Source organism: Micromonospora sp. 067-2 (genome assembly GCF_046549295.1).
Lineage (GTDB): Bacteria > Actinomycetota > Actinomycetes > Mycobacteriales > Micromonosporaceae > Micromonospora.
Genome location: NZ_JAJPWB010000005.1, coordinates 342,391 through 359,374 on the forward strand (window position 1 = coordinate 342,391; position 16,984 = coordinate 359,374).

A 16,984-nucleotide genomic window follows, 5' to 3' on the forward strand; every position below is an offset into this window, starting at 1 on the left:
GCGGGCGTCGGCTAGGTTGCCGGGATGACCGGGTACGCCGACGACCTCGCCCTCGCCCATCTGCTCGCCGACCGGGCCGACGCCATCGCCACGGCCCGGTTCCGCGCGCTCGACCTGCGGGTCGAGGCGAAGCCCGATCTGACGCCGGTCTCCGACGCGGACACCGCCGTGGAGCGGGAGATCCGCGCGCTGCTGGCCGAGCACCGGCCGGGTGACGGCCTGCTCGGCGAGGAGTACGGCGGCTCCCCGGCCAGCGGTCCGGGCGGCCGGCGGTGGATCGTCGACCCGATCGACGGCACGAAGAACTTCGTCCGCGGCGTGCCGGTCTGGGCCACCCTGATCGCGCTCTTCGACGGTGACCGCCCGGCGGTCGGCGTGGTGTCCGCACCGGCGCTGGGGCGGCGCTGGTGGGCGAGCGCGGGCGCGGGCGCGTACGCCGGACCGGGTCCCGCCGCCGGTGAGCGGATCGGTGTGTCCGCGGTGCGGCGGGTCGCCGACGCCAGCTTCTGCTACTCGTCGCTCACCGGGTGGGAGCGAGCCGGACGGCTCGACGCGATGCTCGACCTGATGCGCGACAGTTGGCGGAGCCGGGCGTACGGCGACTTCTACGGCTACGTACTGCTGGCCGAGGGCGCACTGGACGTGATGGTCGAGCCGGAGTTGTCGCTGTGGGACGTCGCGGCGCTGGTGCCCATCATCACCGAGGCGGGTGGCACGGTCACGGATCTGGCCGGTCGACCGGCCCCGGCTGGTGCGCCCGGCACCGAGAGCAGCGTGGTGGCCACCAACGGTGTACTGCACGCCGACATCCTCACCCGCCTGGATCGACCAGCCGAGCGCTGACCCCCCGCAACCTCTATCCTCGCCAGGTGGTCTCCTCCGGCTGGTGCTTCCTGGCGACGATGATCGTTGCGTACGGCTTCGCCAACCTGCTCCAGTCGGTGGCCGCGGCCCGCACCACCGTGCACCACACCTTCGATCCGGGGCTGCTGCTGCGGCTGGCCGGGCACCGGACGTACCTGGTCGGGTTGTGCTGTCAGATCGCCGGCTTCGTGCTCGCCTTCCTGGCCCGGCGCGACCTGCCGCTGTTCCTGGTCCAGGCCAGCGTGGCCGCCGGGCTCGGGGTGACCGCCATCCTCGGCGTGCTGGTGCTGAAGTGGCGGCTACCGGTGGCCGAGGTGGTGCTGCTGGCCCTGCTCTTCGCCGGCATCACCGCGCTGGTGGTGTCCGCACGGCCGGCGCCGTCCCGGCAGCTCGGCACCGCCGGCTCGGTCGCCCTGCTGGCGGCGCTCGGCGTGATCGCGGTGCTCGGTGTCTTCGCCGTACGGCTGCACGGGGCACCCGGGTCGGTGGCCCTCGGTTCGCTCGCCGGGTTGGCGTTCTCCTCGGCCGCGGTGGCCGCCCGGCCCCTGGCCTCCGCGTCGTCGGCCGAGGCGTTCCTCGCCAACCCGCTGTTCTACCTGCTGATCGTCCACTCCGTCGTCGGCCAACTGCTGCTCGGTCTCGCCATGCAGCGTGGCTCGACGACCGCCGCGGTCGCCGCCATGGACGCCGCCGGCGCGGTGCCGGCGGCGATCGTCGGCCTCCTGCTGCTCAACGACAAGATCTGGCCCGGCCGGGAGTGGCTGGCCGCGGTTGGTTTCCTGGTCACCCTGGCCGCCGTGATCGGGCTGACCCGGTACGCCGAGCCGCAGCAGCAGCGCGCGTCGGCGCGCCGCCGCGACCCGGCCATGGTCGGCGCCGCCCGAGGAGCCTGAGCGGAGGCCAGGCCGCTACCGGCGCCGCGTCACGCCTCGACCGGTTTGCGGCGGCTCACCACCCGCTCGTAGAGGCGCTCCAGCGCACCGGCCGTCCGCTCCCAGGTGTAGCTGCTGCGGACCCGGTCCACCGCGGCGTGGCCGTAGGCGAACCGGGCGGCGTTGTCGGCGAGCAGCCGGCGCAGGGAGACCCCGAGGGCCCGCACGTCGCCGGGAGGCACCAACCGGCCGGTGACCTCGTCGACGACGGCGTCGGCCAGGCCGCCCATCGCGTAGCCGACCACCGGCACTCCGCAGGCCATCGCCTCCAGGGAGACGCGGCCGGCGGAGGAGTAGTGCGGCGTGCAGGCCACCACGTCCGCCGAGCGGTACCAGGTCGCCATCTGATCGTGCGGCACCGCGCCGACCAGGCGTACCTGGCCGGCCAGGCCGACCTGCTCGACCAGCTCGCGCAGCCGACGTGCCTCCGCATGGGTGGCCAGTTGGTCGGCCGGCGGCCCGCCGGCGATCACCAGCTCGGCGTCACCGACCAGCCGCATCGCCCGGATCAGGTCCTCCTGGCCGTGGCCCGGGGAGAGCCCGCCCACCGACAGGATCCGGGCCCGCTGCTCGCGCGGCGCCGCCTCTCCGTCGGGGTGGAACTGCTCGATGTCCACGCCCGCGGGCACCATCGCCACCGAACTGCGTTGCAGGCCCATCCGCGTCAGCTCGTCCACCTCGTCGTTGCACTGGGCCACCGCGATGTCCACCGCGCGGGTCAGTGCGCGTTCCAGGGGGATCCGCTCCCCCGGCCCGTCGTACCGACCGCCGAGGTGGCGCAGTTGCTCGACGCCGAGCGAGTGGAAGGTCTGCACCACCGGGAGGTCGGTCTCCCGTACGGCGTGGGCGGCGGCCAGGCCGCCGATCCAGTAGTGCCCGTGCACCACCTCGGGACGCCAGGCGCCACCCCAATCGTCGGCCAGCCAGCGGCCGAACTCGGTGACGTGCGGGATCAGCTCGGCGGTGGACAGTGGCGTGGGCGGACCCGCCGAGACCCTCTGCACCCGGTAGCCGTCGACGTCCACGGTCACCGGTAGCCCCGGGGCATCCTGGCGTTCGTAGATCCGGACGTCGTGGCCCCGGCCGGCCAACTCGGCGGCGACCCGGGTGATGTGCTGGTGGGTGCCGACCGGCGGGCCGTCGGCGTGCCGGTACGAACTGGTGTGCGCGCAGACGAGGCCAACGCGCATGGGTCACCTCCCTGCGATATTTCCCTCGGCGGTGGTCCTCCCGGTCAGAGCGTCCCATTAACCCGGAGGTCGGGAGCCGAAACCTGGCAGATCGGGAACGGCGCCCACCGGTGCCACGGACGCTTGTGCCACGACAGTCACAAATCTCCGTGCGTGTCCGACGATCGGCGGCCGGTCACTGGTATGACCTGGCCCGACCGGGGGTACCGCCCAGGAATGCCGCTGACCCGCAGCCTCGACGAATCGACCGTGGTGATCACCGGCGCGTCCAGCGGGATCGGCACGGCCACCGCGTACGCGTTGGCCCGCCGAGGGGCCGCCGTCGTTCTGGGCGCCCGGAGCGAGCCGGCGCTGCAGCAGGTCGCGCAGCGCTGCCGCCAACTGGGCGGTCGGGCGTTGGCCGTGCCCACCGACGTCACCGACCTGGGGTCGGTGCAGCAGCTGGCTGACCGGGCCGCCGCCGAGTTCGGCCGGATCGACGCATGGGTGAACAACGCCGCGGTGGGCGCGGTGGGTCTGTTCGACGAGATTCCGGTCGCCGAGTTCCGCCGGGTACTGGAGGTCAACCTGCTCGGGGCGGTGCACGGCATCAAGGCGGCACTGCCGCACCTGGGTGCCGCCGGTGGCGGCGTGCTGGTCAACAACGCCTCGTTGCTGGCCGAGGTGGCGATGCCGTACCAGTCGGCGTACAACGCGACCAAGCACGGCATCCGGGGGCTGGCCGACACCGTCCGGCAGGAACTGCGGGTCACCGGCCGGGCCCAGATCTCCATCTGCACCGTGCTGCCGGCCACCATCGACACCCCGTTCTTCCGGCACGCGGCCAACCACAGCGGACGCGAGCTGGTGCCACCGCCGCCGGTCTACCCGCCGGAGGTGGTCGCCGAGACCATCGTGCGGCTGCTGCGCCGACCGCGCCGCGAGGCGTACGCCGGTGGCGCGGCCCGGCTGCTCGGCCTGCAGTGGCGGTTGGCACCCGCGCTGGTGGAACGAACCCTCGGCTGGTACACCCACCGCACCCAGTTCGGCCCGGCTGCCCGGGCGGACAGCAGCGGCAACGTGTTCCACGCCGACGCGGAGGGCCGTCGGGACGGTGGTTGGCACGGCCGGCGGCGGCAGATGGTGCGGATGACCGCCGCGTTCGGCCTCGCTGCCGCCGGCACGGCGGTCGGCACGATGGCGGCGATGAGCCGCCGCTCCCGGATGGTGCGCTGATGACGGGCGTCGAGCGACCGGACGCGAGCGCGAGGAGTGAGCCGCTCCTGCGAGCCCCGCAGTCGCGTACGAACGACGGGACGGCGGCGTCCGTCGCCAGCGGGCACGCCGAGGCGGTCAGGTCGGCGACCGTGCGGTGTCAGGTGGAGGTCGACGAGTCCTCAGCGGTGGTCCGGGTGACCGGTGTGCTCGACGCCGATGGCGTGGACACGGTTCGCGAGGCGCTGCTCGCCCGACTCTGGGACCGACCCGGCCCGGTGGTGGCCGACGTGACCGGGCTCCGCGTGATCGACACGGGTGGGCGAGACGTCTTCGGCGACGTCCGCCGGGAGGTGGCCGACTGGCCCGCCGCCGATCTGCTGCTCTGCGACCCGGCGGTCGGCGGGCCCCGCCGTCCGGACGTGGCGCTGGACGGCCCACCGGCCTGGCCCACCCTGGACGGTGCGCTGGCGGCGCTGAGCGCCGCGCCGCTCGCGGCGGTGCTCACCGCCGACCTGGCCCCGACCGTCGGCGCCGCCCGGCAGGCCCGCGAGCTGGTGACCGTCGGCTGTCGGCGTTGGGGCATGTCGGCGCTCGCCGAACCGGCGTGCATCGCGGTCACCGAGATGGTCAACAACGTGGTGGCACACGCCCGGACACCGATGACCGTCCGGGTGGCTCCCCAGGACGACACCCTGCACCTGGCGGTTCGTGACCACTCGACCCACCGGCCGACGTTCGCCGGGCTCGCACCGCTGAACCGCGCCGGCGGCCGTGGCCTGCTCCTGATCGACACGGTTTCCCGGCGGTGGGGCAGTAGCCCCGTACCGGACGGGAAGGTCGTCTGGTGCGTGCTGTACCCCGAAGACGAGGCCGACGCCCGCGGCTGACGGGTCGTTGCGGCCCTGTTGTCCGACTCCCCAGCGCAGGACCGGCAGTGCCCCGGTTATGGCGGGAGGGCAGCGGGTAGTGATCAGACATGCGTGACAACGAGTTCCCGACCCCCGTGTCCGACACCGAGGCGGAGGGGCTGCCCGACACCGCCGACGACGACTCGACCGCCAACGACGACGTGCTCACCGGGCGCGAGGCGGACGGCCCGGAGCCGGCACAGCTGCCCGGCGACCGGACGCCGGTGGCGGTGGACCGGTTCGGAACCACCGCCGAGGAACAGCTCGACGGTGAGTCGTTGGACTACAAGCTCCAGCGGGAGGCCTTCGAACGCCCGGTGGACGACCCACTGGCCGGCACGGTCGACCCGAAGATCGCCTTCGAGGCGGACAACCAGGAGGCCGCGGCGGAGGCCCAGCTGGACGCCGACGTGATCGACCCGGGGCCCACCTCCGACCCGAACTCGCCGGTCTCCCTCTACGACCACGGCCAGCTCGGCACGGTGGCCGACCACACGGTGGGCCGGCTCGTGGAACCGGACGAGGGTGCGCACACCGACCAGGAGACCGACTCCGTGGCGTACGACGCCGGTTCGGCTGGCGGCGGGGCGACGGCCGAGGAACTGGCCATCCACGAGACGGAACCGCCGCGCTCGGTCTGACCCCGGCCCCGGCCGCCGGATCAGTCGTCGAGACCGCGCTCGATCGCGTACCGGGTCAGCTCGACCCGGTTGTGCAGGTGCAGCTTGCCCAGGGTGTTCTGCACGTGGTTCTGCACCGTGCGGTGCGACAGGCCGAGCCGCTGCGCGATCTGCTTGTACGACAGCCCCTTGGCCACCAGGCGCAGCACCTCCGTCTCCCGCTCGGTGAGCTGGGGCGCTCCGGGCTCCGAGCCGTCGGCCGGGCCGGCCGCCGACCCCGGTCCGGTTCCGGCGGCCAGCCGGCGGTACTCGCCAAGGACCAGCCCGGCCAGGCCGGGGGTGAAGACCGGGTTGCCGGCAGCCGTTCGGCGTACCGCGTCGAGGAACTCGGCCGGCGCCGTGGACTTCACCAGGTATCCGGTGGCGCCCGCCTTGACCGCGTCCAGCACGCTCTGCTGCTCCCCGCTGGCGCTGAGCATCAGCACCCGCACGTCGGGCAGCGCCGCGCGCAGCCCGCGGACCACCTCGACGCCGGAGATGTCGGGTAGTTGCAGGTCGAGGACGACCACGTCGGGCCGGGCGGCGGCGGCCACCCGGATCGCCTGGCGGCCCTCACCGCTGGTGGCGACCACCAGGAAGCCGGCCTCGGTCAGGTCGCGGGCCACCCCCTCCCGCCACATCGGATGGTCGTCGACCACCATCACCCGCACCGGGGTCACCGGTCCGCCCTCGGCACGGTCAACTCGACCTCGGTGCCAACCTCGGGGGTCGACACGATCCGGACCCTGCCGCCGAGGTCCGCCACCCGACCTCGGATCGACTGGGTCACGCCGAGCCGCCCCTGGACGGCCGCCTCGGCCAGCCGGCCGTCCGGGATGCCCGGCCCCTCGTCACGGATCGACACGGTCACCGTGTCCCCCTCATCCTCGATCAGCACCCAGGCCCGGCCACCGGCGTGCCGTCCCACGTTGTCCAGCGCAGCGCCGGTGGCGGCGGCCAGCTCCCCGGCCACCCGCCGAGGCAGCGGCACCGGTGTGGCCGGCGCGGAGAGCGACACGGTCGCTGAGGCGTACCGCCCGAGCAGGTTCCGCAGGTCCACCGCGCCGGCGTCGGTCAGGCCCGCGCCGTCCGGCTCGGCGTCACCGACCGGAGACGTGCCGGCGATCAGGGCACGCAACGCGGCCTCCTGCTCGCCGGCCAGCCGGGCCAGTTCGCCGGCTTCGCCGGGCAGGTGCACGCCGCGCCGCTGCACGAGTGCCAGCACCTGGAGCACCGAGTCGTGGATGCCCCTGGCCAGCCGCTCCCGCTCGCGGGTGGCAGCCTCCAGTTCCACCGCGCGTTGCAGGCGCTCCTCGGCCGCCGCCGCGAGCCGGGCCACATGCCCGACCACCACGCCGGCGAGCAGCATCAGGATCACCCCGGTGAACGAGGACTGGCCGATCCGCTCCCGGGTGGCCAGGTCGGCGCCGGCGACCAGCAGCGCGGCCACCGTGCCCCGCCGCCGGCCGCCGGACACGGCCCAGGCCAGCACCGGGCCGGCCATCCAGGCCACCCCCAGGGTGGGTACGCCGGCGTCGAGCGCCGCGCGGCCGACCACCCACGGGGTCGCCAGCACGATGGCCACCGCCACCCCGAGGTCGGCCAGCAGCAGCGGCCAGCGCCGCCAGGCCGGGTGGGCGTAGCCGATCGCCGTCGTTCCGGTCCAGGCCAGCATCACCAGGAGCAGCGCGCCGACGGCGAACGGGTGGGCGTACCGCTCGGCGTCGCGTACCGCGAGCACGCAAACGTACGCGAGGGACGCCAACCGGAACACCGTGAGCGCCCGCCACAGGGGCACCTCGAAACCACCCGGCGGCAACGGCATGGCGGTCAGGATGCCATAGCGGGGCAAGCCGGCCGGGGCACGGAGTGCGTACCAAGGAACCCTGACGTACGGTGGAAAAGCCGCGAAAATACGTTGAGATCCGGCGTCGGGACGGGCCATGACGAACGCAGAGGCACACGCACCGCGTACGGTTGCGCCCGTTGAGCCTGCCCTCCTGATCGCCGAGGCCTTCGACCAGGCACACGTCACCGAGATCCGACACTCGGTCACCTCGTACGCGCACGCCTCCGGGCTCGGCGGGCAGCGGCTGGACGACTTCGTGCTGGCGATCAACGAGCTGATCACCAACGCGGTGCGGCATGGCGGCGGGCAGGGATGGCTCCGGCTCTGGCGTGAGCCGGGGATGCTGGTGTGCGAGGTCGCCGACCACGGGCACGGGATCAGCGCGCAGCGGCTGGGTGACCGACGCCGGCCCGTCCCGGACACTGCTGGCGGCTGGGGCCTGTGGCTGGCCCGGGAGCTGACCGACGCCATGGAGGTCGCCACCGGCACCGCCGGCACGACCGTCCGCGTCACCACCGCCCTGCACAGCGACCACACCTCGCACTGACCCCGCCCCAAGGCTGGTGGTCAGGCGAAGAGGGCCGAGACGGACTCCCCGTTGTGGATCCGCCGCATGGCTTCGGCCAGGGCGGGGGCAACCGAGAGCACCTCGAGTTTGGGCACGTGCTTCGCGGGCGAGATGGGGACCGAGTTGGTGCAGACGATCTCCAGGACGCCCTCCTGCTCGCTGAGCCGTTGCAGCGCGTCGCCGGAGAAGAGACCGTGCGTACAGGCCAGCCGGATCGAGCGGACGTTCAGGCCGCGCAGGTGCTCCATCAGCTCGACGACGGTGCTGCCCTTCGCGATCTCGTCGTCCAGCACGATGACGTCCCTGTCGGTCACCTCACCGATGACCGCGCTTATCTTGACCAGGTCGTCGCTGAAGCGCTGCTTCGCCCCGGCCGCGACCGGTGTGCCGAGCAGCCGTGCGAAGGCCGCCGCCTCCTTGGCGTTACCCAGATCGGGCGAGACCACCACGGTGTTGCCGAGGTCGTAGCGCCGGAAGTGGGTGGCCAACTCGCGCAGCGCGTGCAGGTGGTCCACGGGGACGCTGAAGAAGCCGTGCACCTGCGGCGAGTGCAGGGTCAACGCGAGCACCCGGTCCGCACCGGCGGAGGTGAGCAGGTCGGCGACCAGCCGGGCACCGATCGAGATCCGCGGCGCGTCCTTCTTGTCCGAACGGGCGTACGCGTAGTGGGGCAGCACCACCGTGATCCGACCGGCGGACGCGCCCCGGGCCGCGTCGATCATCAGTAGCAGCTCGACCAGGTGCTCCTGCACCGGCGGCACCAGCGGCTGGATCAGGAAGACGTCCCGCTCCCGGCAGTTGGCCTGCAGCTGCACTTCCAGGCAGTCGTTGGCGAACCGGGAGACCCGCACCGGATGCAGCGGCACCCCCAGGTGGGCGCAGATCTCGGCAGCCAGGTCGGGATGGGCGGTTCCACTGAAAACTGCGATGTCGCGCACGTTCGCACATCGTAGGCGAAGCGGACGGCGACGGACGGCGAAGGGCCCCGGGTGGCCGTGACGCATGTCGCACCGCAGCACCGGTCCGGGTACGGTGCTGCGGTGACCCCCCAGTACGTCGCCGCCATCGACCAGGGCACCACCTCGTCGCGGTGCATCGTCTTCGACCGGGCCGGTGAGATCGTCGCCGTGGCCCAGCGTGAGCACCGGCAGATCTTTCCTCGACCCGGGTGGGTGGAGCACGACGCCGAGGAGATCTGGGAGAACGTCCAGCACGTGGTCCGGGAGGCTCTGCGGGCCGCCGGCACCGGGGCGGCCGGGCTGGCCGCTGTCGGTATCACCAACCAGCGGGAGACCACCCTGGTCTGGGACCGGGCAACCGGGCGCCCGGTGGCCAACGCCGTGGTCTGGCAGGACACCCGGACCGGGCCGCTGCTGCGCGAGCTGGCCTCGGCGTACGGCGAGGAGCGGTTCCGGGCCCGGACCGGCCTGCCCCTGGCCACCTACTTCGCCGGGCCGAAGCTGCGCTGGCTGCTGGACGAGGTGGACGGCCTGCGCGAGCGCGCCGAGCGCGGCGAGGTGCTCTTCGGCACCATGGACAGCTGGCTGATCTGGAAGCTGACCGGCGCGCACGTCACCGACGTGACAAACGCCAGTCGCACCATGCTGATGGACCTCGAAACCCTCGACTGGGACCAGGAGCTGCTGGACGTGATGGGCGTGCCGGCGGCGATGCTGCCGGAGATCCGCTGCTCCGCAGAGGTCTACGGCACGGCCACGGGGGTGCTGGCCGGAGTGCCGGTGGCCAGCGCGCTCGGCGACCAGCAGGCCGCCCTGTTCGGGCAGACCTGCTTCCAGCCGGGCGAGGCGAAGTGCACCTACGGCACCGGCAGTTTCCTGCTGCTCAATACCGGCGCCACCCCGGTCCCGTCGACGCACGGCCTGCTCACCACGGTCGCGTACCGGATCGACGGCCAACCAGCGGTGTACGCGCTGGAGGGGGCGATCGCGGTCACCGGCTCGCTGGTGCAGTGGCTGCGGGACAACCTCGGTCTGATCTCCACGGCCGCCGAGGTGGAGGAGCTGGCCCGCACCGTGGACGACAACGGTGGCTGTTACGTGGTGCCGGCGTTCTCCGGGCTCTTCGCCCCGCACTGGCGCAGCGACGCGCGCGGCGTGATCGCCGGCCTGACCGGCTACATCACCAAGGGACACCTGGCCCGTGCGGTGCTGGAGGCGTCGGCGTGGCAGACCCGCGAGGTCGTCGACGCGATGAACGCCGACTCGGACGTGGCGCTGCGCCGACTCCGGGTGGACGGCGGGATGACGGCCAACGGGCTGCTCATGCAGTTCCTCGCCGACGTGCTCGACGTGCCGGTGGTCCGCTCCCGGATCACCGAGACCACCTGCCTGGGCGCCGCGTACGCGGCCGGTCTGGCGGTCGGCTTCTGGCCGGACCTGGCCACCCTGCGCGCCCAGTGGCGCTCCGACGCGCAGTGGGAGCCGGACATGGCCCCGGAGCTGCGCGACCGGGAGCTGGGCAACTGGCGCAAGGCCGTCCAGCGCACCCTCGACTGGGTCCAGTGACCGCCGGGGGCGACGATCACTCCCAGCGGTTGCCGGAGAGCTTCTCGTAGACCTCGACGTACCGGGCCCGGGTCGCCTCGACCACCTCGGCGGGCACCTCGGGCGCCGGGGCCTGCTTGTCCCAGCCGCTGCCGGTGGCCCAGTCCCGCACGTACTGCTTGTCGTAGGAGAACTGCACCCGACCCGGCTGGTACGACTCGGCCGGCCAGAACCGCGACGAGTCGGAGGTGAGCAACTCGTCGGCGAGGACCAGGGTGCCATCCGGCGCCCAGCCCAGCTCGATCTTGGTGTCGGCGATCAGGACGCCCCGGTCGGCGGCCAGCTCGGCGCCGCGCCGGTAGACGTCGATGGTGATCTGCCGCAGCCGCTCGGCGGTGGCCTGACCCACCTTGTCCACCACGTCGCCGTACGTGATCGGCTCGTCGTGCTCGCCCATGGGGGCCTTGCTCGACGGCGTGAAGATCGGCTCGGGCAGGATCGAGGCCTCACCGAGCCCTCGCGGCAGCGGCACGCCGGAGACCGCGCCGGTGCGCTCGTACTCCCGCAGGCCGCCGCCGGTGAGGTAGCCCCGGGCAACGCACTCGACCGGCACCATCTCCAGTCGCTGGACACGGATCGCCCGCCCGGCGACCTCGGCCGGCACGTCGGTGGCCGAGATGACGTGGTTCGGCACCAGGTCGGCGAGCTGCTCGAACCACCACAGGGAGAGCGCGGTGAGCAGGCGTCCCTTGTCCGGGATGGGCGTCGGCAGCGCCACGTCGTAGATCGAGATGCGGTCCGAGGCGACCAGGATCAGGTCGTCGCCGTCGGCGTAGACGTCCCGGACCTTGCCCGAGTGCAGAAGTTCCACGCGCCCTAGTACACCACGCGGCGCCCGGCGGCCCGATCCGACCACCCGCGCCGGTCGGCCCCAGGGGTGACCGGACGGACGTTGACACCCTCGTGCGCCGCCTGCGTGAATGGTCCGACCCCGTCCGAAGGTGCCAGGAGATCCCGTGCCCGTTGTTCGACCCCCGATCGATCGCCTCGGCGCCGACCCGGGCCGACGCCGACTCCTCACCGCGCTGCTCGGTGCCCCCCTGCTGGCCTCCGGTGGGCTGACCGGATGCAGCGACGGCACCGAGACATCGCCCCAGGAGGGGCCGGTCGAGCTGTCGGTCTTCTGGTGGGGTGGGACCAGGCGGGCAGAGCTCACCGAGAAGGCGCTGCGGCTCTACTCGGAGCGCAACCCCCGGGTGACCTTCCGGGTCACCTGGCAGGGCGCCGACGGCTACTACGACCGGCTGGCCACCCAGGCGGCCGGCGGCAACGTGCCCGACCTGATCCAGCTCGACGACTCGGTGCTGACCGAGTACGCCGAACGCCAGATCATCCTCGACCTCAGCGAGCGGGTCGCCGACCACCGGTTGGACCTGCGGAGCCTGCCGGAGGGGCTGATCCGCTACGGCACCGTGGGCGGGCGGACGATGGCCGTGGCCGGCGGGCAGACCCTCGCGGCCGTGGTCTTCAACCGGGACCTGCTGCGCGATCTTCGGGTGCCCGAGCCTCGGGCCGGGATGTCCTGGGCCGACTACATCTCCTGGGCGGAGCAGGTCACCGAGGCCAGCAACGGTCGGGTGGCCGGCACCATGGACCCGTCCGGCGACTACCGGGCACTCTGGCTCTGGCTGCGCTCGCAGGGTGGCGAGTTCTACCGCGGGCGTCAGCTGGGCTTCGGCGCCGACGACCTGATCGCCTGGTTCGAGCTGTGGCAGCGGGCCCGCGGAGGGCGGGCCACGCCCGGCGCGGCACTGGTGGAGCAGGCCGACAGTGGCGAGCCGGCCCGGCAACTGGTGGTCACGGGGTTGACCGCCGCGTCGTTCGCCTGGTCTCACCAGCTGCCGGAGTTGCAACGGCTCACCGAGGCCGAGCTGGGCGTGATCGGCTTTCCGGGCCCACCGGGCGCCCAGTGGGCGCGGGCGTCGATGTACTGGGCGGCGTTCCGGGGCACCCGCCACCCGGACACCGTCGCCGACGTCATCAACTTCCTGACCACGAACGGCGAGGCCGGGACCGTCCTCGGTCACGAACGCGGCCTCAACGCCAGTCTCGCGGTGCGCCGCTACGCCGAGGGCAGCATCACCGACCCGGCCCAGCAGCGCGCCGCCGCTTTCGGCGCCCGCATCGCCGACCAGCTCGGGCCGGCACCGGTGCCACCGCCGAAGGGTCACGCCACGGTACGCACCCTGCTGGTCGCCGCCGCGGAGAGCATTCGCGCCGGACGGGCCGGCACCCGCGCGGCCACCTCGCGTTTTCTCGGCCAGGCCAACGCCGCCCTGGCGGCGTGAGCACCGGCGACAGGCTCAGGGCCTGCCGCCGGTGACCATGCCGGTCTCGGCGAGGGCTGGCGGGTCAGCGCGGCGGGCCGCCCCGGCGGTTGCGCGTCAGCCGCAGCACCAGGAACACGATGATCGCCACCACCACCAGGCAGCAGAGCAGGCCGAGGAAACCGAAGCCGCCCCCACGGGACCGCCGCCGGGCGGCCTCGACCACCAGCTCGCCGGTACCCGTGGACGCCCAGGCCGCGACGGGCACGAAGACCGCCAGCACGACCGCACCGAGGACCGCGCTGAGCCGGCCCCACCACTTGTTGATTGAAGACATGCGCCCATCCTCGCCGAAGGACGCAACCCGGGCACGTCGGTCCAGGCCAGATTCTCAGGCGAAGTTCCGTGCGCCTGCTGAGCCGTCAGGCCGGGACGTGGCCGGCCGTCCAGCAGGTCGCGTGGCTCTGGCAGGCGACGTACGCGGCGAGCGCCTGGTGCAGCGCGGCCAGCCTCGCGGCCGGCAGTCTGCCGGCCAGATTGTCGAGCTGGTGGGGGTCGACGCTCCGGTCGTAGTACTCCCGTTCCCCGTTCGAGTACTCCACGTACGTGTAGGTCGCTGTCCGCAGCGCCTCGTACGTGGTGGGGCTGCCGTTGCGCCGGTCCTGGGCATCCGGGTCGTCGGCCGCCTGGTTGGGCCCGTGATGCTCGATCAGTCCACCGGTACGCCAGCCGGACGCCGGCTCGCCCCGCGTCAGGCCGAGCAGGCTGCGGCCGTCGACGTTCGCGCTGACCTCGGCGCCGCCGATGCGCTGGAAGGTCGGTGCCAGGTCGATGTTCTGCACGATCTCGGCCCGCTGCGAGCCGGGGACGACGCCCGGCCCGGCGACGACGAGCGGGACGCGTACGTCGGTGTCGAAGGCGGTCTGCTTGCCGCCGGTCAACCGGTACTCGCCCATGTGGAAGCCGTTGTCGGAGCTGAACACCAGGTAGGTGTTGTCGGCGACGCCGCTGGCGGTGAGCTGGGCGCGCAGGTTGCCGATCAGTCTGTCCACCGCCTGCACGGCCTGGGCGCGCTTGCGGAAGTTCGTGTCGAGGGTGCTCTTCTCCTTGCTGGTCAACGGCCCGTTGCCGGCGAGCCAGGACGGCGGGTCGGTGGGCAGCCGGTCGTACGCGGCGGTGCGCGGGGCGGTGAGCCCGGGGAAGTCCTCGAGGTCCTGGTTGGCCGGGGTGAACGGGCTGTGCGGGGCGAAGGTCGAGACCTCCAACAGGAAGGGTGTCCCGGTGGCGGCCGAACGCTGGATGAAGTCCTTGCCCTTGCGGGACAGCACGTTGGTCAGGTAGTCGGCTGGTTTGTTGCCATAGTGGACGACCGTGTGGTTCTCGTTCAGGTCGTAGTTGTATTCGGGGTACCCGTTCCCGGCCACGTACCACTCCGACCAGCCCGGCGGGACGTACGGCAGCGCACCGCCCTGGGTGTCCGCCGGTAGGTAGCCGTTGAGGTACTTACCCAGGAAGGCGGTCCGGTAGCCCTTGCCCTGCAGAGCGGTGGCGAAGGTTCGGTTCTCGTTGCCCCGACCCTTGAAGACCGCGAAACCGCCGTCGGCTCCGCCGTTGGTGAACACACCCGTGTTGTGCGGGAACTGGCCGGTGAGGATCGAGGAGCGGGACGGGCAGCACAGCGAGTCGGTCACCGTGTAGTTGGTGAAGGTCGTGCCCTCGTTCTGCAGCTGTTTGACCTGCGGCAGATACTGCACGAGGTTCCACGCCAGGTCGTCGGTGAGCACGAAGATGATGTTGGGTGCGGCGGCGGGCACCGGGGCGGGCGCGGCGCCCCGCGCGGGTGTCCAGGCGGCGAGCAGCGCCAGCCCGGCCACGACGGTGGCGGCCAGGAGGCGTCGGGGGGTGATAGCCATGCCGCCGAGCCTGACCGAGATTTGTCAGCATCTATTAAACAAGCGGTGATGATCCGGTCAACAACGGGCCGATCCGTTCACCGGGCACACACCACGACAAGAACGCGGCCCCCTGGATCGGGGACCGCGTTCTGCATTGCACTTCTTCAGTGGTAGCGGGGACAGGATTTGAACCTGCGACCTCTGGGTTATGAGCCCAGCGAGCTACCGAGCTGCTCCACCCCGCGTCGCTGGAGAAATACTAGCGCACCCCTTCGCGCACACTCGCGGGCGGGTCACGCCGGGGGCCTGCTGCTTCCGTACCGACACGCGGTGCCGGCGCGACGAGCGTCGTCCGCCGCACACACAAGAGCCCGTCTCCCGCAATTGCGGGAGACGGGCTCTTGTGTGTGCGGTGTTTCTTTTGTAGCGGGGACAGGATTTGAACCTGCGACCTCTGGGTTATGAGCCCAGCGAGCTACCGAGCTGCTCCACCCCGCGTCGCCTGGTTAACCGTAGCGCACACACCACGAGCACCGCAAAGCGACCCTGATACCGCCTCGCCCAGCGCGTTGACCTGGGCCGTTGTCAACCGACCCAGCTCCTGATCGCCGCCACCGCCCGCCGACTGTCGGCGTCGACCTGCGCGCGCTGGCTGGAGGTGTTCTCCCAACCCTGCTCCCAGAGGACCGTCACCACGTCGCCGACCCGGATCGCGCGGACCAGCCGAACGTCCTGCCCGCCGGTCGGATCGCCGTTGACGTCCCGGCTGGCGCTCCGCAGCTCGAACAGCACCGAATCGTCGCCGAACCCGCTGTCGGGAAGCAGCCGCTGCCTGCTGAGCACCGGCGCGGCATCGCCCGGCCGCCGTTGCTCCGGGCAGGCACGCACCATCCGGCGCAGCTCGTCGAGCACCTCGTCGGCACGCCCGGCGCGATAGATGGTGATGGTGTGCGCGTAGCTGCCGTCCGGGACGTACCCCTCACCGGGGTTTCGCGGCAGCTTGTAGACCAGCAGCCGGGTGCGGCGTTGGACCACCGCGGCCTCGGTCGGGTAACGCGCGCCGCACAGGTCCGGCAGCACCTCCAGCTTCTGGAACCGGGGCCGGACCCCGATCTCGTTCGACGGCGCCAGGGCGAAGAACGCCTGATCAGGGATGCGGGTCAGCGGGGGCGCGGTGGTGCCACCCGGCGACCCGCCGGCCGTGCCCCGAGGTCGCGGAGGCGATGCCGGCGGCATGACCGGCACCACCGGCCTGCCGATCGCCGTCGGCGAGGCAGACGGCGTCGGCGTCGGCGTCGCGGGCTGTGGCGGCAGCGCCGAGGTCGCCGCCGGCGCGGGTACGGCCGCCAGCTGTGGCCTGAGGACCATCTGGGTGCCGGTCGCCACGCCGCCCAGCACCAGTGCCACCGCGAGGCTGACCCCGACGGTACGGACCCGGGCCCGCCGGTCCGCCCACTGGCGCAGCACCTCGGGGACGCCCGGCTCTCGACGGTCGGCGTAGGCGGCGAGCGACCGGTACAGGTCGGAAAGTTCACGCGACATCGGTGGCCTCCAGTTCCACGGTGACGAGATCAGGTAGCAGGGCGGCGAGCCGGGACCGGCCGCGGGACAGCCAGGACTTCACGGTGCCGACCGGAACGTCGGTCTCCCGGGCGATGTCCTGTACCGACATGTCGAAGAGGTAGTGCAGGGCGAGCGCCTGCCGCTGGGCGGCCGGCAACTGGCGGAGCGCGCGAACAAGCAGCACCCCGTCCTCACTCGGTGGTGGGGCTTCCCGCGGGGGGCCGGTACGGCTCAGCGCCGCCCGCCAACGGTGCAGATGCCGCCAGCGGTCGGTCGCGAGCCGCGCCACCACCAGCCGCAGCCACGCCTCGGGAGCCGGATGCGCCGCCAGTTGGCCCCACTGCCGCCAGGCCCGCGCGAACGCCTCCTGCACGAGATCCTGCGCCTCGGTGTGGTCGCCGGTGACCGCGTAGCCGTACCGGAGCATCCGCCGGGCGGTGCTGCGATAGAAGTCGTCGAAGCTCTCGGCGTCCCTCACGACCATCCCCCCTCGTCCACATCCCCTTGCAGGAAGGACGACGGACCGTT

Annotated in this window: 17 protein-coding genes and 2 tRNA genes; 8 read left to right on the forward strand and 11 right to left on the reverse strand. The window is 72.6% G+C overall.

Annotated elements, in window-relative coordinates:
- The first annotated feature begins 24 nt into the window (after window positions 1–24).
- Both hisN and ACLJN9_RS14350 read left to right on the forward strand, forming a co-directional pair.
- Window positions 25–843: a histidinol-phosphatase gene (hisN, locus tag ACLJN9_RS14345; RefSeq protein ID WP_410811787.1), complete on the forward strand. Its 819-nt coding sequence runs from the start codon at window positions 25–27 to the stop codon at window positions 841–843.
- Between the two features lie 59 nt (window positions 844–902).
- Complete coding sequence (locus ACLJN9_RS14350) at window positions 903–1,757, forward strand: hypothetical protein (protein ID WP_410811995.1); 855 nt, start codon at window positions 903–905, stop codon at window positions 1,755–1,757.
- Between the two features lie 29 nt (window positions 1,758–1,786).
- Here ACLJN9_RS14350 and ACLJN9_RS14355 read toward each other — a convergent pair whose 3' ends face one another.
- Window positions 1,787–2,986: a glycosyltransferase gene (locus tag ACLJN9_RS14355; protein ID WP_410811788.1), complete on the reverse strand. Its 1,200-nt coding sequence runs from the start codon at window positions 2,984–2,986 to the stop codon at window positions 1,787–1,789.
- A gap of 216 nt (window positions 2,987–3,202) precedes the next feature.
- Here ACLJN9_RS14355 and ACLJN9_RS14360 point away from each other — a divergent pair, with 216 nt between their 5' ends.
- From ACLJN9_RS14360 to ACLJN9_RS14370, 3 genes are all read left to right on the forward strand, one after another.
- Window positions 3,203–4,201 (forward strand): SDR family oxidoreductase, encoded by a 999-nt coding sequence (locus ACLJN9_RS14360; protein ID WP_410811789.1) that lies wholly within the window; start codon window positions 3,203–3,205, stop codon window positions 4,199–4,201.
- Entirely contained in the window at window positions 4,201–5,070 is an 870-nt protein-coding gene (locus ACLJN9_RS14365; protein ID WP_410811790.1) for an ATP-binding protein, read from the forward strand. Before ACLJN9_RS14360 ends, ACLJN9_RS14365 begins: the two co-directional genes overlap by 1 nt.
- Window positions 5,071–5,159: 89 nt before the next feature.
- Complete coding sequence (locus ACLJN9_RS14370) at window positions 5,160–5,732, forward strand: DUF5709 domain-containing protein (protein WP_410811791.1); 573 nt, start codon at window positions 5,160–5,162, stop codon at window positions 5,730–5,732.
- Between the two features lie 20 nt (window positions 5,733–5,752).
- On the opposite strand, the gene ACLJN9_RS14375 is transcribed toward ACLJN9_RS14370, so the two are convergent.
- Entirely contained in the window at window positions 5,753–6,412 is a 660-nt protein-coding gene (locus tag ACLJN9_RS14375) for a response regulator (protein WP_410811996.1), read from the reverse strand.
- 14 nt (window positions 6,413–6,426) lie between these two features.
- Complete coding sequence (macS, locus tag ACLJN9_RS14380) at window positions 6,427–7,575, reverse strand: MacS family sensor histidine kinase (RefSeq protein WP_410811792.1); 1,149 nt, start codon at window positions 7,573–7,575, stop codon at window positions 6,427–6,429.
- A 118-nt stretch (window positions 7,576–7,693) separates the two neighbouring features.
- On the opposite strand from macS, the gene ACLJN9_RS14385 reads away from it, so the two are divergent.
- Window positions 7,694–8,146: an ATP-binding protein gene (locus ACLJN9_RS14385; RefSeq protein WP_410811793.1), complete on the forward strand. Its 453-nt coding sequence runs from the start codon at window positions 7,694–7,696 to the stop codon at window positions 8,144–8,146.
- Window positions 8,147–8,166: 20 nt separating this feature from the next.
- Here the strand turns inward: ACLJN9_RS14385 and ACLJN9_RS14390 are convergent, their stop codons facing one another.
- Window positions 8,167–9,105, reverse strand: a complete 939-nt coding sequence (locus ACLJN9_RS14390) for a ribose-phosphate diphosphokinase (RefSeq protein ID WP_410811794.1) — start codon at window positions 9,103–9,105, stop codon at window positions 8,167–8,169.
- Between the two features lie 102 nt (window positions 9,106–9,207).
- Between ACLJN9_RS14390 and glpK the strand changes: the two genes are divergently transcribed.
- Window positions 9,208–10,692: a glycerol kinase GlpK gene (glpK, locus tag ACLJN9_RS14395; protein ID WP_410811796.1), complete on the forward strand. Its 1,485-nt coding sequence runs from the start codon at window positions 9,208–9,210 to the stop codon at window positions 10,690–10,692.
- A 16-nt stretch (window positions 10,693–10,708) separates the two neighbouring features.
- On the opposite strand, the gene ACLJN9_RS14400 is transcribed toward glpK, so the two are convergent.
- Window positions 10,709–11,542 carry a phosphoribosylaminoimidazolesuccinocarboxamide synthase gene (locus ACLJN9_RS14400; RefSeq protein WP_410811798.1) on the reverse strand — a complete coding sequence of 278 codons (834 nt, stop codon included), beginning with the start codon at window positions 11,540–11,542 and terminating at the stop codon, window positions 10,709–10,711.
- A 145-nt stretch (window positions 11,543–11,687) separates the two neighbouring features.
- Here ACLJN9_RS14400 and ACLJN9_RS14405 point away from each other — a divergent pair, with 145 nt between their 5' ends.
- Window positions 11,688–13,019, forward strand: a complete 1,332-nt coding sequence (locus tag ACLJN9_RS14405) for an ABC transporter substrate-binding protein (protein WP_410811799.1) — start codon at window positions 11,688–11,690, stop codon at window positions 13,017–13,019.
- A gap of 64 nt (window positions 13,020–13,083) precedes the next feature.
- Here the strand turns inward: ACLJN9_RS14405 and ACLJN9_RS14410 are convergent, their stop codons facing one another.
- The 6 genes from ACLJN9_RS14410 to ACLJN9_RS14435 all read right to left on the reverse strand — a co-directional run bounded on the left by ACLJN9_RS14410 (window position 13,084) and on the right by ACLJN9_RS14435 (window position 16,934).
- Complete coding sequence (locus tag ACLJN9_RS14410) at window positions 13,084–13,335, reverse strand: hypothetical protein (protein ID WP_410811800.1); 252 nt, start codon at window positions 13,333–13,335, stop codon at window positions 13,084–13,086.
- An 85-nt stretch (window positions 13,336–13,420) separates the two neighbouring features.
- The gene (locus ACLJN9_RS14415; RefSeq protein WP_410811801.1) at window positions 13,421–14,911 is read right to left on the reverse strand and encodes a sulfatase; all 1,491 of its coding nucleotides are present in this window, start codon (window positions 14,909–14,911) and stop codon (window positions 13,421–13,423) included.
- Window positions 14,912–15,061: 150 nt separating this feature from the next.
- Window positions 15,062–15,138, reverse strand: a tRNA-Met gene (locus ACLJN9_RS14420).
- 179 nt (window positions 15,139–15,317) lie between these two features.
- Window positions 15,318–15,391: transfer RNA gene (locus ACLJN9_RS14425), tRNA-Met, on the reverse strand.
- 87 nt (window positions 15,392–15,478) lie between these two features.
- A complete protein-coding gene (locus ACLJN9_RS14430; RefSeq protein WP_410811802.1) occupies window positions 15,479–16,435 on the reverse strand; it encodes a hypothetical protein in 957 nt (318 codons plus the stop codon).
- Window positions 16,425–16,934, reverse strand: a complete 510-nt coding sequence (locus tag ACLJN9_RS14435; RefSeq protein ID WP_410811997.1) for an RNA polymerase sigma factor — start codon at window positions 16,932–16,934, stop codon at window positions 16,425–16,427. The genes ACLJN9_RS14430 and ACLJN9_RS14435 overlap by 11 nt, the downstream gene beginning before the upstream one ends.
- Window positions 16,935–16,984: the final 50 nt, after the last annotated feature.

Excerpts from the sequence above, each read along its gene's own strand:
- ACLJN9_RS14375 (WP_410811996.1), bottom strand. The coding sequence starts at position 6,412 with ATGGTGGTCGACGACCATCCGATGTGGCGGGAGGGGGTGGCCCGCGAC.
- ACLJN9_RS14355 (WP_410811788.1), bottom strand. The coding sequence starts at position 2,986 with ATGCGCGTTGGCCTCGTCTGCGCGCACACCAGTTCGTACCGGCACGCC.
- macS (WP_410811792.1), bottom strand. The coding sequence starts at position 7,575 with ATGCCGTTGCCGCCGGGTGGTTTCGAGGTGCCCCTGTGGCGGGCGCTC.
- ACLJN9_RS14415 (WP_410811801.1), bottom strand. The coding sequence starts at position 14,911 with ATGGCTATCACCCCCCGACGCCTCCTGGCCGCCACCGTCGTGGCCGGG.
- ACLJN9_RS14370 (WP_410811791.1), top strand. The coding sequence starts at position 5,160 with ATGCGTGACAACGAGTTCCCGACCCCCGTGTCCGACACCGAGGCGGAG.
- ACLJN9_RS14410 (WP_410811800.1), bottom strand. The coding sequence starts at position 13,335 with ATGTCTTCAATCAACAAGTGGTGGGGCCGGCTCAGCGCGGTCCTCGGT.
- ACLJN9_RS14350 (WP_410811995.1), top strand. The coding sequence starts at position 903 with ATGATCGTTGCGTACGGCTTCGCCAACCTGCTCCAGTCGGTGGCCGCG.
- ACLJN9_RS14360 (WP_410811789.1), top strand. The coding sequence starts at position 3,203 with ATGCCGCTGACCCGCAGCCTCGACGAATCGACCGTGGTGATCACCGGC.
- ACLJN9_RS14385 (WP_410811793.1), top strand. The coding sequence starts at position 7,694 with ATGACGAACGCAGAGGCACACGCACCGCGTACGGTTGCGCCCGTTGAG.
- hisN (WP_410811787.1), top strand. The coding sequence starts at position 25 with ATGACCGGGTACGCCGACGACCTCGCCCTCGCCCATCTGCTCGCCGAC.
- ACLJN9_RS14430 (WP_410811802.1), bottom strand. The coding sequence starts at position 16,435 with ATGTCGCGTGAACTTTCCGACCTGTACCGGTCGCTCGCCGCCTACGCC.
- ACLJN9_RS14365 (WP_410811790.1), top strand. The coding sequence starts at position 4,201 with ATGACGGGCGTCGAGCGACCGGACGCGAGCGCGAGGAGTGAGCCGCTC.